12 protein-coding genes are annotated in these 13,083 nt (G+C 68.3%); 10 read left to right on the top strand and 2 right to left on the bottom strand.

Translation table 11 applies throughout. The annotated features are described in order from the left end of the window. The 4 genes from infB to WBL05_RS04090 all read left to right on the top strand — a co-directional run. The coding region (gene infB, locus WBL05_RS04105; RefSeq protein ID WP_424223939.1) for a translation initiation factor IF-2 at window positions 1-1,976 on the top strand (1,976 nt) is incomplete at its 5' end. Window positions 1,977-2,062: 86 nt separating this feature from the next. Next, complete coding sequence (rbfA, locus tag WBL05_RS04100) at window positions 2,063-2,524, top strand: 30S ribosome-binding factor RbfA (protein WP_424223937.1); 462 nt, start codon at window positions 2,063-2,065, stop codon at window positions 2,522-2,524. Beyond that, the gene (gene truB / locus WBL05_RS04095) at window positions 2,502-3,398 is read left to right on the top strand and encodes a tRNA pseudouridine(55) synthase TruB (protein ID WP_424223935.1); all 897 of its coding nucleotides are present in this window, start codon (window positions 2,502-2,504) and stop codon (window positions 3,396-3,398) included. Before rbfA ends, truB begins: the two co-directional genes overlap by 23 nt. Window positions 3,399-3,443: 45 nt before the next feature. Continuing rightward, a complete protein-coding gene (locus WBL05_RS04090) occupies window positions 3,444-4,226 on the top strand; it encodes an enoyl-CoA hydratase/isomerase family protein (RefSeq protein ID WP_424223934.1) in 783 nt (260 codons plus the stop codon). Window positions 4,227-4,345: 119 nt separating this feature from the next. Here the strand turns inward: WBL05_RS04090 and WBL05_RS04085 are convergent, their stop codons facing one another. Further along, window positions 4,346-4,945 (bottom strand): MarC family protein, encoded by a 600-nt coding sequence (locus tag WBL05_RS04085; RefSeq protein WP_424223932.1) that lies wholly within the window; start codon window positions 4,943-4,945, stop codon window positions 4,346-4,348. A 120-nt stretch (window positions 4,946-5,065) separates the two neighbouring features. Here WBL05_RS04085 and WBL05_RS04080 point away from each other — a divergent pair, with 120 nt between their 5' ends. The 5 genes from WBL05_RS04080 (at window position 5,066) to WBL05_RS04060 (ending at window position 10,531) form a co-directional block, all read left to right on the top strand. Beyond that, window positions 5,066-5,983, top strand: coding sequence for a bifunctional riboflavin kinase/FAD synthetase (locus WBL05_RS04080; protein ID WP_424223930.1), 918 nt, complete (start codon window positions 5,066-5,068; stop codon window positions 5,981-5,983). Window positions 5,984-6,156: 173 nt separating this feature from the next. Continuing rightward, window positions 6,157-6,420 carry a 30S ribosomal protein S15 gene (gene rpsO, locus WBL05_RS04075; RefSeq protein WP_424223928.1) on the top strand — a complete coding sequence of 88 codons (264 nt, stop codon included), beginning with the start codon at window positions 6,157-6,159 and terminating at the stop codon, window positions 6,418-6,420. A 347-nt stretch (window positions 6,421-6,767) separates the two neighbouring features. Next, window positions 6,768-8,978 carry a polyribonucleotide nucleotidyltransferase gene (locus tag WBL05_RS04070; protein ID WP_424223926.1) on the top strand — a complete coding sequence of 737 codons (2,211 nt, stop codon included), beginning with the start codon at window positions 6,768-6,770 and terminating at the stop codon, window positions 8,976-8,978. A 114-nt stretch (window positions 8,979-9,092) separates the two neighbouring features. Then, entirely contained in the window at window positions 9,093-9,830 is a 738-nt protein-coding gene (dapB, locus tag WBL05_RS04065) for a 4-hydroxy-tetrahydrodipicolinate reductase (RefSeq protein ID WP_424223924.1), read from the top strand. A gap of 2 nt (window positions 9,831-9,832) precedes the next feature. Beyond that, the gene (locus WBL05_RS04060) at window positions 9,833-10,531 is read left to right on the top strand and encodes an LmeA family phospholipid-binding protein (protein ID WP_424223922.1); all 699 of its coding nucleotides are present in this window, start codon (window positions 9,833-9,835) and stop codon (window positions 10,529-10,531) included. 30 nt (window positions 10,532-10,561) lie between these two features. Here WBL05_RS04060 and WBL05_RS04055 read toward each other — a convergent pair whose 3' ends face one another. Next, a complete protein-coding gene (locus WBL05_RS04055) occupies window positions 10,562-11,113 on the bottom strand; it encodes an N-acetyltransferase family protein (protein ID WP_424223920.1) in 552 nt (183 codons plus the stop codon). Window positions 11,114-11,205: 92 nt separating this feature from the next. Here WBL05_RS04055 and WBL05_RS04050 point away from each other — a divergent pair, with 92 nt between their 5' ends. Continuing rightward, window positions 11,206-12,888 carry a ribonuclease J gene (locus tag WBL05_RS04050; protein ID WP_424223918.1) on the top strand — a complete coding sequence of 561 codons (1,683 nt, stop codon included), beginning with the start codon at window positions 11,206-11,208 and terminating at the stop codon, window positions 12,886-12,888. Window positions 12,889-13,083 lie beyond the last annotated feature (195 nt).

Genomic DNA, 13,083 nt, shown 5'->3' with positions numbered 1-13,083 from the left:
CCGGTGGCCCGGGTGGCCCAGGCGGCCGTGGTCGTGGTGGCCGTGGCGGCACCCAGGGTGCCTTCGGGCGCGCCGGCACCAGCCGTCGTGGCCGCAAGTCGCGCAAGCAGCGTCGCCAGGAATTCGACGAGATGCAGGCGCCCACCATTGGTGGTGTCCGCATCAAGCAGGGCGACGGGCAGACCATCCGGCTGCGCCGGGGGGCGTCGCTGACCGATCTCGCCGAGAAGATCAACGCCGAGCCGGCGCAGTTGGTGCAGGTGCTGTTCAACCTGGGCGAGATGATCACCGCCACCCAGTCGGTGCCCGATGAGACCCTCGAGATCCTCGGCAACGAGTTGAACTATCGCATCCAGGTGGTCAGCCCGGAGGACGAGGACCGCGAGCTGTTGGAGAAGTTCGACCTGGAGTTCGGTGAGGACGTCGGCGGCGAGGAGGACCTGGAGTCCCGTCCGCCGGTGGTCACCGTCATGGGCCACGTCGACCACGGCAAGACCAAGCTGCTGGACGCGCTGCGGCACACCAACGTACAGGCCAAGGAAGCCGGTGGCATCACCCAGTCGATCGGCGCCTATCAGATCGCGACCGAGGTGGACGGCGAGGAGCGTGACATCACCTTCATCGACACCCCGGGTCACGAGGCGTTCACCGCCATGCGTGCCCGTGGCGCCAAGTCGACCGACATCGCGGTGCTCGTGGTGGCGGCCGACGACGGTGTGATGCCGCAGACGGTCGAGGCGTTGAACCACGCCAAGGCGGCCGATGTGCCGATCGTGGTCGCGGTGAACAAGGTCGACAAGCCCGACTCCGACCCGGCGAAGGTGCGTGGCCAGCTGATGGAGTTCGGCCTGACCCCCGAGGAGTACGGCGGCGATACCATGTTCGTCGACGTCTCGGCGGTAACCCGGCAGGGTCTGGATGACCTGCTGGAGGCGATCATCCTGACCGCGGACGCTGCGCTCGACCTGCGCGCCAACCCGACGATGGACGCCCAGGGCGTTGCCATCGAGGCGCACCTCGACCAGGGCCGCGGCCCGGTTGCCACCGTGCTGATCCAGCGCGGCACGCTGCGCCGGGGCGACTCGATCGTCGCCGGTTCGGCGCACGGCCGGGTGCGGGCGATGATCAACGACATCGGTGAGACCATCGACGAGGCGCCGCCGTCCATGCCGGTGCAGGTGCTCGGACTGACCAGCGTGCCGGGCGCCGGCGACAGCTTCCTGGTCGTCGAGGACGACCGGGTGGCCCGTCAGGTGGCCGCGAAGCGGGACGCCATGCGGCGTGCCGCGCAGCAGGCCGCGTCCTCGCGTCGCAAGACCCTCGAGGAGCTGTTCGAGCAGCTGCAGAAGGGCGAGACCAGCGAGCTGACCCTGATCCTGAAGGGTGACGGTGCCGGTTCGGTCGAGGCCCTCGAGGATGCCCTGGCGAAGATCGAGGTCAGCGACGAGGTCAGCCTGCGCGTCATCGACCGCGGCGTCGGTGCCATCACCGAGGCCAACGTCTCGTTGGCTGCGGCGTCCACACCGCACGCGGTGATCGTCGGCTTCAACGTCCGCCCGACCGTCCAGGCCGCCCGGATGGCCGACCAGGAAGGCGTGGACATCCGGTACTACTCGGTCATCTACGACGCGATCGACGAGATCGAGGCCGCGCTCAAGGGCATGCTCAAGCCGATCTACGAGGAGAGGACGCAAGGTACCGCGGAGATCCGCGAGATCTTCCGCAGCTCCAAGTTCGGCAACATCGCCGGTTGCATGGTCACCGACGGCCACATCCGCCGCAACGCGAAGGCTCGCCTGCTGCGCGACGGCGTCGTGGTCGCCGAGACCTCGATCGCCTCGTTGCGGCGCGAGAAGGATGACGTCACCGAGGTCCGCGAGGGCTTCGAGTGCGGCATGACGTTGGCCAACTACAACGACATCCAGATCGGTGACGTGATCGAGACCTACGAAATGGTCGAGAAGGCCCGCGACTGATCGCCTGATCGGTCGCAACCCCACCTCGACAAGCGGGCGGAGTGCCATCGTGGTGCTCCGCCCGCACCGAAAACCAGGGAGAACCCATGAGCAGTCCACGCATCGCCAAGCTCGAGGACCAGATCCGCAAGATCGTGGCGCAGATGCTGGAGCGTCGCGTCAAGGACCCGCGGCTCGGCTTCGTGACGATCACCGACGTACGACTAACCGGTGACGGCCGCGAGGCGACGATCTTCTACACCGACCTCGGCCGTTCGCTGGACGGCCGCGAGGCCGACGCCGAGGGTGGGGTGACCGACACCGCGGCCGCGCTCGAATCCGCCAAGGGCCTGCTGCGCAGCACCATCGGCCAGCGGCTGGGGTTGAAGTTCACCCCGTCGCTGACGTTCATGCTGGACGCCACCGAGAAGGCGGCGGCCGACATGGAGGAACTGCTGGCCCGCGTTCAGTCCGAGGACGCCGAGCTGGCCAGCCGCCGGGCCGGCGCCCAGTTCGCCGGTGAGCCCGACCCCTACCGCAAACCGGTTGACGACGACGAGCAGCAGTGAGCGCCGGGTGGACCGACCCGGGTTGGTGGTCATCGACAAGCCGGCCGGCCTGACCTCCCACCAGGTGGTGGCCCGGGTCCGCCGGGTCTTCCAGACCCGCAAGGTGGGCCACGCCGGCACCCTGGACCCGATGGCGACCGGGGTCCTGATCATCGGGCTGAACCGTGCCACCCGGCTGCTCGGCCACCTCGCCCTGCACGACAAGTCCTACCGGGCAACCATCCGGCTGGGAGCAGCTACCAGCACCGACGACGCCGAGGGGCAGCTTGTCGGCGGCGCTGACGCGTCCGGCCTGGACCGATCACAGGTGGAGGTGGCGATGTCGTCGCTGCGAGGTGCGATCATGCAGCGACCCAGTTCGGTCTCGGCGATCAAGGTCGACGGTAAGCGCGCCTACGCCCTGACCCGAGCCGGGCAGGACGTGCAGCTGCCCGAGCGTTCGGTGACGGTCAGCCGGTTCCACCTGACCGACCTGGCACCGGCGGGCCCGCACCTCGACGCCCAGGTCGAGGTGGAGTGCTCGTCGGGCACCTACGTCCGGGCGCTGGCCCGCGACCTCGGTGCAGCCCTCGGGGTGGGCGGACACCTGACGATGCTGCGGCGCACCCGCATCGGCCAGTACACCCTGGCCGACGCGCTGGAGCTCCACGCGCTGACCGCAGCCACCCCGCTGATGACGATGGCCGCGGCGGCAGCCCGAAGCTTCCCCTGCATCCAGGTGGACGTCGACGCCGCGCGCGACGTCTCGCACGGCCGACCGCTGCCGGTTCCGGTACCGGCCGGAATCACCGGCGTGATCGGCCCGGCCGGTGACCTGCTGGCTCTGTACCGGCCGGATCAGGACGGCTCCCGGCCGATCGCCGTGTTCTGCTGAACAGCCCTGCCACGCTGGCAGCGAGACCAGGTCTACGCTTGGCCGATGGACCCCTCACAGTTGACCTACTCGGTGTCCGGCCGGATCGCCCACGTGACCCTGAACAACCCTGATCGGTTCAACGCGATCGGCCCGGTGATGGCAACCGAACTGGTACAGGCGCTGCAGGCCGCCGGCGCCGACGACGAGGTTCGGGTCATCCTGTTGAGTGGTGCCGGCCGGGCATTCTGCGCCGGCGGTGACCTGGCAGAGCTGGCAGCCGGACTGGGCCGCGGCGACCCGGGAATGGCCGGGTTCGTCGACACGCTGGGACGCATCGCGATGCTGATCCGCACCACCGCCAAACCGGTGGTGGCCTCGGTGCACCGATCGGCGGCCGGCGCCGGACTGGGACTGGCGTTGTTGTCCGACTTCTGTGTCGCCTCCGAGGACACCAGGTTCATGACCGCGTTCGCCAAGGTCGGACTGGCCTGCGACACCGGGGTCGGCTTCGTGCTGGCCCGGACGCTCGGTCACGTCCGTGCCACCGAGCTGTTCGCCACCGGCCGGGAGTTGACCGCCATCGACGCCCACCGGCTGGGGCTGATCACCGCGGTGGTGCCGGGCGACGACCTCAGCCAGGCCACGGTGGACCTGATCGGCGTCCTGTTGACGGGTTCGCAGGCCGCGTTCGCCGCCTTCAAGCAGCAGATCTGGCAGGCCCAGTTCGCCGGCTTCGAGCAGCACCTCGCCCAGGAGGTGGCGCTGCAGCGGGCCTGCGCGGCCGGCCCAGACTTCGCCGAAGGCCTGGCGGCGTTCGGCGAGCGGCGGCCGCCTGAGTTCGGCTGACCGCCCGCCGCTGGTCAGCAGGCGACCGGGAAGCACCTCGGCGGCGGTGGCCGGCGGCCCGAAGTTGTTCAACGGGCGGATGTTGCGGCACATACCCCAAGGGTACGTAGCCGCACCGGTCAGGACAGCAGACCGAAGTAGGCCGCGACCCCGTCCAGGGTCATCTGGGTTGCGACGATGACCAGCACCATCCCCATCAGCCGTTCGATCGCCACCAGGGTCTTCTCACCCAGCACCCGGTGCAGGCCCTGGCTGAAGTACAGCACCACCGCGCTCACCAGCCACGCCAGCACCAGCGCGATCAGGTAGTAGGGCAGCGAATCGGGGTCACCGGAGACCAGCACGATCTCCATCGCGATCAACGACGGACCGGCCAGGTACGGCACCGCGAGCGGGACGATGAACGGCTCGTCGACCGGGACGGCCTCGCGCAGCGTCCTCTCCGGCGTCGGGAAGATCATTCGCAGCGCGATCAGCATCAGGATCACCCCACCGGCGACGGTCAGTGCCGGCGAACCGACGTGGAACAGGTCCATGATCCAGTTGCCCGCGAACAGGAAGAGCAGCATCACCGCCAACGCGATGAACAGCTCACGAACCACGACCAGCCGCCGACGATGGGCCTCGGTGTGCCGAAGCGCCGCCAGGAAAAGCGGCACGTTGCCCAACGGGTCCATGATCAGCACGAAGATCACCGCAGTCGACGCGATCGTTTCCACGCCTGCCAAGGTAGCCCAGCAGCCCCACATCCGGCAGCCGGCATCGAGTGGGGCGATGCCACCGGTCGCGGTTATGCTGGTGCGCGGTCGGGGTTCACCCCAGCAACGGCAGGAGCAGGTATGACACGCAGTGTGGTGGCCATCGGCAACTTCGATGGGGTGCACGCCGGGCACCAGAAGCTGCTTGCCACCGCGGTCGAGCGGGCCGCCGAGCTGGGGGCCGACGGCCGGCCACTGCCGGTCATCGTGGTCACCTTCTGGCCGCACCCGATGAGCGTCGTCGCCCCACCCGACCGGATGCCCCAGTTGCTCACCACGCTGGCCGATCGGATCGACCTGCTTCGCCGCTACGGCGCCGACCAGGTTCGCGTTGTGCAGTTCACCAGGGAGGTGGCCGGCTGGTCGCCCGAGCAGTTCATCGAGACCATTCTGGGTCCGCTGGAACCGGCGCTGGTGGTGGTCGGACGGAACTTCACCTTCGGCCACCGCGCCAGCGGTACTCCGCAGACCATGCGGCAGGTAGGTGAGGGCCGGTTCGCGGTCGAGGTGCTGGACCTGGCCAGCGTCGACTCCGAGCAGACCTGTTCCACTCTGGTGCGCAACGCTCTGAAGAAGGGTGACGTGGCCACCGCCGCCAGGCACCTGGGCCGCCCGTTCCGGGTCCGTGGCGTGGTGATCATGGGCGACCAGCGCGGGCGCAAGCTCGGCTACCCGACCGCCAACATGCCGGTCGCCGCCGAGATGGCGGTACCGGCCGACGGGGTTTACGCCGGCTGGTTGCGTCGCCTCGACGAGCCGGACGCGCCCCGGCTGCCGGCCGCGATCAGCGTCGGCACCAATCCGACGTTCGACGGCATCGAGCGACGCGTCGAGTCCTACGTCCTGGACCGAACCGACCTCGACCTGTACGGCGTCGAGGTGGCTGTCGAGTTCGTCCATCACCTGCGCGGTCAGGTCAGGTTCGCCTCGGTTGACGAACTGGTGGCCCAGATGGCCACCGACGTGGCGAATACCCGCCGGCTGCTGGCAGGGAACTGACGCCCTACCCGGCGGGTCGGTAAACCCCGGCCGCTGCAGCGGGTTCGCCTCCCGGATGACCGCCGTGCTAGTCTGCCAAGGTTGCCGTTGGATCGGCCGCGGCCCGGTAAGAGCTCCCACCGCAATCCCGCACCGGGGGCGCCGCGCAACAAGTCTGGAAAGGTCGGCACGTCATGGACGCTGAAACCAAGAAGAAGATCATCGAAGAGTACGCCATCCATCCTGGCGACACCGGCTCCCCGGACGTCCAGATCGCGCTGCTCACCAAGCGAATCTCGCACCTCACCGAGCACCTGAAGGTGCACAAGGGCGATCACCACAGCCGCCGCGGCTTGATGCTGCTGGTCGGCCAGCGTCGCCGGCTGCTCAACTACGTGGCCAAGGAAGACATCCAGCACTACCGCAAGTTGATCGAGCGGCTGGGTCTGCGTCGATGATCGACGGAGCAATCGGTGGGGGAGCGGCCGGTGGGCTGCTCCCTCATTTGGTACCCAGCGAGGTACCGCCGGGAACCGCGCGAGATTGTGCATCGCCTGGCCAATCCCGGCATGATGGAACGAGTTACAAGTCAACAAATGCCCCAAAGTGGGGCCAACCTGGCGCGAGGACGATCGATGGTTGTTGGTCCTCGGTAGTGGTCAGCGGGCGGACGCAAGCCGCCTCCCGCTCACCTCGATCGAAGACCGGCAGTCCGGGCCAGACTCCTCCTGCGCCAGCCCGGGACGCTGAACGTCTGGCGTCCACAGCCGCGGACGCAGCGTCCGCATGCAGAGAGGACAATTCAATGGAGGGTGAGAACCTCAAGTTCACCGAGGCCATCATCGACAACGGCAGCTACGGCAAGCATGTCGTGCGTTTCGAGGCCGGTGTGTTGGCCCAGCAGGCCGACGGCTCGGCGGCGGTCTACCTGGACGGCGACACCATGTTGCTGTCGGCGACCACTGCGCAGAAGAGCCCACGGGAGTCGATCGACTTCTTCCCGCTTACCGTCGACGTGGAGGAGAAGATGTACGCCGTCGGGCGTATTCCCGGCTCGTTCTTCCGCCGCGAGGGGCGCCCCAGCGAGAACGCAATCCTGGCCTGCCGACTGATCGACCGGCCGCTGCGCCCCGCCTTCATCAAGGGGCTGCGCAACGAGGTGCAGGTCGTGGTCACGGTGCTGGCGCTGAACCCGCAGGTCGAGTACGACGTGGTGGCCATCAACGCGGCCTCGATGTCGACTCAGATCGCTGGGCTGCCATTCCACGGGCCGATCGGCGGTGTCCGCATCGCGCTGCTGGACGACCAGTGGGTCTGCTTCCCGACCGTGGAACAGGAGGCCGCATCGGTCTTCTCCATGGTGGTCGCCGGGCGGGTGCTGGCCGGCGGGGACGTCGCGATCATGATGGTCGAGGCCGGCGGCACCGAGGCCACCTGGGACCTGGTCCGGGCGGGCCGGACCGCCCCCACTGAAGAGGTCGTGGCGGGCGGGATCGAGGCGGCCAAGCCGTTCATCAAGGTGCTGTGCGACGCCCAGGTCGAGCTCGCCCAGCAGATCAGCAAGGAGCCCTACCCGTACCCGGTCTTCACCGAGTACGAGGACGACGTCTACGACCAGGTGTCGGTGCTCGCCAAGGATGAGCTCGACCGCATCATGCAGATCGCCGACAAGGGCGAGCGGGTGTCGTCGGAGAAGGAACTGCGGGCCCGGGTCTTCGACCAGTTGGCCCAGGCCTTCGAGGGCCGGGAGGGCGAGATCGCCGGGGCGTTCAAGGCCCTGCAGAAGAAGATCGTCCGCGGCCGGGTGCTGCGCGAGGGGATTCGTATCGACGGCCGCGGCCCGAAGGACATCCGTCCGTTGTCGTCGCAGGTCGGCATCATCCCGCGGGTGCACGGTTCGTCGCTGTTCCAGCGCGGTGAGACCCAGGTGCTGGGCGTCACCACCCTCAACATGCTGGACATGGAGCAGAAGCTCGACACCCTCAGCTGGGTCACCTCGAAGCGCTACATGCACCAGTATGACATGCCGCCGTACTCCACCGGTGAGACCGGCCGGGTCGGCTCCCCCAAGCGTCGCGAGGTCGGCCACGGTGCGCTCGCCGAGCGCGCCATCATCCCGGTGCTGCCCGGACGCGAGGAGTTCCCGTACGCGATCCGTCAGGTCTCCGAGGCCATCGGCTCGAACGGTTCCACCTCGATGGGTTCGGTGTGTGCGTCCAGCCTCGGCCTGCTGAACGCCGGCGTCCCGCTGCGGGCCCAGGTGGCCGGCATCGCGATGGGCCTGATGAGCGAGGCCGACGAGGAAGGTGAGACCCGTTACCTGGCGCTGACCGACATCCTGGGTGCCGAGGACGCGCTGGGCGACATGGACTTCAAGGTCGCCGGCACCGCCGACTTCATCACCGCCCTGCAGCTGGACACCAAGCTGGACGGCATCCCGTCCGACGTGCTGGCGTCCGCGCTGCTGCAGGCACGGGACGCCCGCCACACCATCCTGGCGGTCATGAACGAGGCGATCGACACCCCCGACGAGATGAACCAGTTCGCCCCGCGGATCATCACCCTGCACATCCCGGTCGACAAGATCGGCGAGGTGATCGGTCCCAAGGGCAAGGTGATCAACCAGATCCAGGACGACAGCGGCGCCAACATCTCCATCGAGGAGGACGGCACCATCTTCGTCGGGGCCAGCAGCGGAGAGGCCGCCGAGGCCGCCCGGCAGATGATCAACGCCATCGCCAACCCGACCATGCCTGAGAAGGGCGAGCGCTACCTGGGCACGGTGGTCAAGCTCACCACCTTCGGCGCGTTCGTCTCGCTGCTGCCCGGCAAGGACGGCCTGCTGCACATCTCCAAGATGCGTCAGCTCAACAATGGCCAGCGGGTGGAGAACGTCGAGGACGTGGTCAGCGTCGGCCAGAAGCTGCAGGTGGAGATCAGCGACATCGACGACCGCGGCAAGCTGTCCCTGATCCCGGTGACCGAGGACAAGGACGAGGACAAGACGCAGGCCTGATAGGCAACCTGTCGGAGCGGCTCGTGGGCGATCGCCTGCGGGCCGCTTTGACGTCTGCGTCCGGCCTGCGCCCACTAATGTTGGACCGACAGGACATACGGAGAGGTTGTGGCGATGATCAGGGTGGCGGTCTTCGGGTCGAACGGACGGATGGGGCAGGAGATCTGCCAGGCAGTTCAGCAGGCCGACGATCTCGAACTGGTCGCCGCCGTCGACGCCGGTGATGACCGCAGCCAGGTCGAACGGGCCGAGGTGGTCATCGACTTCACCCATCCCGATGCGGTGATGGACAACATAGCGTGGTGCGTCGAGCACGGTGTCCACGCCGTGGTCGGCACCACCGGCTTCACCCCGGCCAAGTACAACCTGGTCAGATCCTGGTTGAGGGCCCGGCCGGGGGTCAACGTGGTGATCGCCCCGAACTTCTCTATCGCCGCGGTGCTGATGGTGCACTTCGCGACCAAGGCGGCACCGTTCTTCGCGTCGGCCGAGGTCATCGAACTGCACCACCCCGGCAAGGTGGACGCCCCATCCGGCACCGCGGCCACCACCGCCCGTGCCATCGCCGCCGCCCGGTCGGAGGCCGACTGCCCGCCGATGCCGGACGCCACCCTGCACGAGCAGGACGGCGCCCGCGGCTCGGTCATCGACGGGGTGCACGTCCACTCGGTGCGGCTGCAGGGACTGTTCGCCCACCAGGAGGTGGTGCTCGGCAACCCGGGTGAGATGCTCACCATCCGGGACGACTCGTTCCACCGCAGCAGCTACCTGCCCGGCATCCTGACCGCCGTCCGCGCGGTGCCGCACCGAGCCGGCCTGACCATTGGCATCAACGAGCTGCTGGGGATCTGACGGTGCGGTCGTTCGGGCGGGTGCTGGGAGTTGTCCTCCTGCTGGTGGGACTGGTCGCCGCCCTGGTGGTGGTCGACCACCTGGTGCGCCGGCGCGTCGAGCAACGGGTCAGCGAAACCGTGGCAGCTCAGTTCGGTGGCGAGGTAACCACCGAGCTGGGTGGCTGGCCGTTCCTCGCCAGCCAGCTAACCGGTCGGGTTGAGGACGCCCGGATCACCATCGACCGGGTGACCGTGCCCGTTCAGGACCGCTTCGCCACCATTGAGCACATCGATCTGACCGCGGTCGGGCTGGCCCCGATCGATGACTTCGACCAGACCCGGGCCGAGCGCCTGGACGCCCGCGCCCTGATGACGTGGGGCGAGCTGTCCACCCTGCTGGGGTTCCCGATCAGCCATGTCGAAGGCGACCGGATCTCCGCCCGGACCTCGGTGGAGGCGCTGGGTGTGGTAGCGGTGGCCGAGCTCCAGGCCGATCTGGGCGTGCAGCCCGATGGCCGGCTGGTCCTCAGCAACGCCACCGCGTCCGCGGCCGGCGCCCGACTGCCGCAACAGGTCGTCCAACCGGCCGTCGAGCTGCTCGCCCCGACGATGCAGCTGCCGCAGTTCGAGGGGTTGTCCTACCAGGGCCTGGAGCTGGACTCGAGCGGCATCGCCGCGCTGTTGAACGGTGCCGACGTCCAACTCAGCGCCATCGCCTGAGAACCTGCCGGCCACCGTCCAGGTGGCGGCTCACATCAGCGAGGTGTGCAGCCTCACCTGCTTGATGCGCAGGTGCCCGTCGTCGACACCGACTTCCTGGTGGGCACCATCCGGGTCCCAACCCGATTCCGCCAGCATCGTCCGGGTCGGGTCGTCGTCGGCCAGCACCCACCAGGTGGCGCGGGTGAACCCGTCGGCCCGCAGCGTGTCGGCGACCGCGTGCATCAGCCGGTCCTCGTGGCCCAGGCCCCACAGGTGGGGCAGGACGCAGAATTCCGCGACCAGCGCATCGCTGAACTCGGCGTCCGGGTCGTCGCTCGGTCCGACGGCCGCGAACCCCACCACCTGCTCCTGGCGATCCAGCGCCACCAGCACCCGGTAGGTGGCCAGCGGTGGCCGGGTGATCGCCTGCGACCAGGCCTGCGCCATCTCGGTGGCGTCCAGTTCGTCGCCGAGGACGGCAAGATTCGGGCGGCTGACCAGCCAGGCCCGCTGCACCCGGGCGATCGCCAGGGCCTCGGCGGGCATGGCCAACCGGACGCTCTCGGGGCGCTGACCTGCACCGCTCGGTTCGACACTCACCCCGACATCCTATGCGGCTGCCAGGCCCTCGCTGCTTCACGCCCGGGAGGCGAAGGCGGCCATCGCGGCGGCCCCGCTACAGTTGTCTCGTTATGAGCGCACTCCAGACCCCGCCCAGGCTCCGGCCCCGCACCCTGCGGATCATCCCGCTCGGCGGGCTCGGCGATATCGGCCGCAACATGACGGCCTTCGAGATCAACGGCAAGATCCTGCTGGTCGACTGTGGGGTGCTGTTCCCTCAGGACGACCAGCCCGGCGTCGACCTGATCCTGCCCGGGCTCGACCAGCTCGATGACCGCCTCGACGACGTGGTCGGGCTGGTGTTGACCCACGGCCACGAGGACCACATCGGGGCGGTGCCGTACCTGCTGCGCCGCCGCCGCGACATTCCGCTGTACGGCAGCAAGCTGACGCTGGCGTTCGTCGACGGCAAGCTGCGCGAGCACCGGCTCCGCGACACCGCCATGTACCACGAGGTGGCCGAGGGCGACACCGTGGCCCTGGACGAGTTCGAGTTGGAGTTCTTCGCCGTCAACCACTCGATCCCGGACGCGCTGGCGGTGGCGATCAAGACCGCCGCCGGCACGGTGCTGCACACCGGTGACTTCAAGATGGACCAGCTGCCGCTGGATGGCCGGATCACCGACCTGCGGGGCTTTGCCCGGCTGTCCCTGACCGGTGTCGACCTGCTGATGGCTGACTCCACCAACGCCGAGGTGCCCGGTTTCACCGCCCCCGAGAAGGACGTCGAGCCTGCCCTGGAGCGGGTCTTCGCCACCTCGAAGCAGAAGCTGGTGGTCGCCTGCTTCGCGTCCCATGTGCACCGGGTGCAGCAGGTGATGGACCTGGCCGTCGCCTACCGCCGCAAGGTGGTCTACGTCGGACGCTCGATGGTGCGCAACATGACCACGGCCCAGGAGCTGGGCTTCCTGAAGGTGCCGGCCGGCACCCTGATCGAACTCGCCCAGATCGATGACTACCGCGACAACGAGGTGGTCATCATCTCCACCGGCTCCCAGGGTGAACCCCTGTCGGCGCTGTCCCGGATGGCCAACCGCGAGCATCCGACGGTTCAGGTCGGCAAGGGCGACACGGTGCTGCTGGCGTCGTCGCTGATCCCCGGCAACGAGAACGCGGTGTACCGGGTGATCAACGGGCTGACCCGGATCGGCGCCAGCGTGGTGCACAAGGGCAACGCCTTCGTGCACACCTCCGGACATGCCTCGGCCGGTGAGCTGCTGTACACCTACAACGTCGTAAAGCCGTTCAACGTGCTGCCGGTCCATGGTGAGGCGCGACACCTGGTCGCGAACGCCGAACTGGCCAAGGCGACCGGGGTGCCCGCCGACCGGGTCATCGTGGCCGAGGACGGCGACGTCATCGACCTGTTCGAGGGCAAGGCGCGACGGGTCGGGCGGGTGGACGCCTCCTACATCTTCGTCGACGGGTCGACGGTGGGCGACGTCACCGAGAGCTCGTTGACCGACCGCCGGATCCTGGGCGAGGAGGGCTTCATCTCGATCATCGTCGCGGTCGACCTGCGGGCCAGCAGCCTGGTCGCGGGCCCCGACATCAACGCTCGCGGCTTCCTGACCGACCCGCACATCTTCGACTCGGTGACCCGCGACGTCCGGCAGGCGCTGCTGCAGGCCCTCGAAGAGGGTGTCGACGACACCCACCAGTTGCAGCAGACGGTGCGCAGAGTGGTCGGCCGTTGGGTGTCGAAGACCTACCGCAGCCGGCCGATGATCGTTCCGGTGGTGATCGCGGTCTAGCCGGGTTGCGTAATCATGTTGCCTCATGTCAAGATGCCCGCTTGGGTGGGGTCGTTGCCTCGTGGTTGTGATGGGCCTCGGAGTTTCCGGACAGGTATTTTGTGTTTGTTTACGCTGCTACGAGTGTGTTTTGGTGTTCTTCGCGGACCTGTCTGGGGGTCTTGTAGGCGAGCGCTGAATGCCTACGTTTCGTAT

Source organism: Brooklawnia sp., assembly GCF_049651565.1.
GTDB lineage: Bacteria > Actinomycetota > Actinomycetes > Propionibacteriales > Propionibacteriaceae > Brooklawnia.
Note: the sequence above shows the minus strand (reverse complement) of the source record. Positions and strands in the feature narration are given on the sequence as shown.

What these genes read in the sequence shown, in the direction of transcription:
- rbfA (WP_424223937.1), top strand. Translation starts at nt 2,063, where the DNA reads ATGAGCAGTCCACGCATCGCCAAGCTCGAGGACCAGATCCGCAAGATC.
- WBL05_RS04090 (WP_424223934.1), top strand. Translation starts at nt 3,444, where the DNA reads ATGGACCCCTCACAGTTGACCTACTCGGTGTCCGGCCGGATCGCCCAC.
- WBL05_RS04080 (WP_424223930.1), top strand. Translation starts at nt 5,066, where the DNA reads ATGACACGCAGTGTGGTGGCCATCGGCAACTTCGATGGGGTGCACGCC.
- rpsO (WP_424223928.1), top strand. Translation starts at nt 6,157, where the DNA reads ATGGACGCTGAAACCAAGAAGAAGATCATCGAAGAGTACGCCATCCAT.
- WBL05_RS04070 (WP_424223926.1), top strand. Translation starts at nt 6,768, where the DNA reads ATGGAGGGTGAGAACCTCAAGTTCACCGAGGCCATCATCGACAACGGC.
- dapB (WP_424223924.1), top strand. Translation starts at nt 9,093, where the DNA reads ATGATCAGGGTGGCGGTCTTCGGGTCGAACGGACGGATGGGGCAGGAG.
- WBL05_RS04050 (WP_424223918.1), top strand. Translation starts at nt 11,206, where the DNA reads ATGAGCGCACTCCAGACCCCGCCCAGGCTCCGGCCCCGCACCCTGCGG.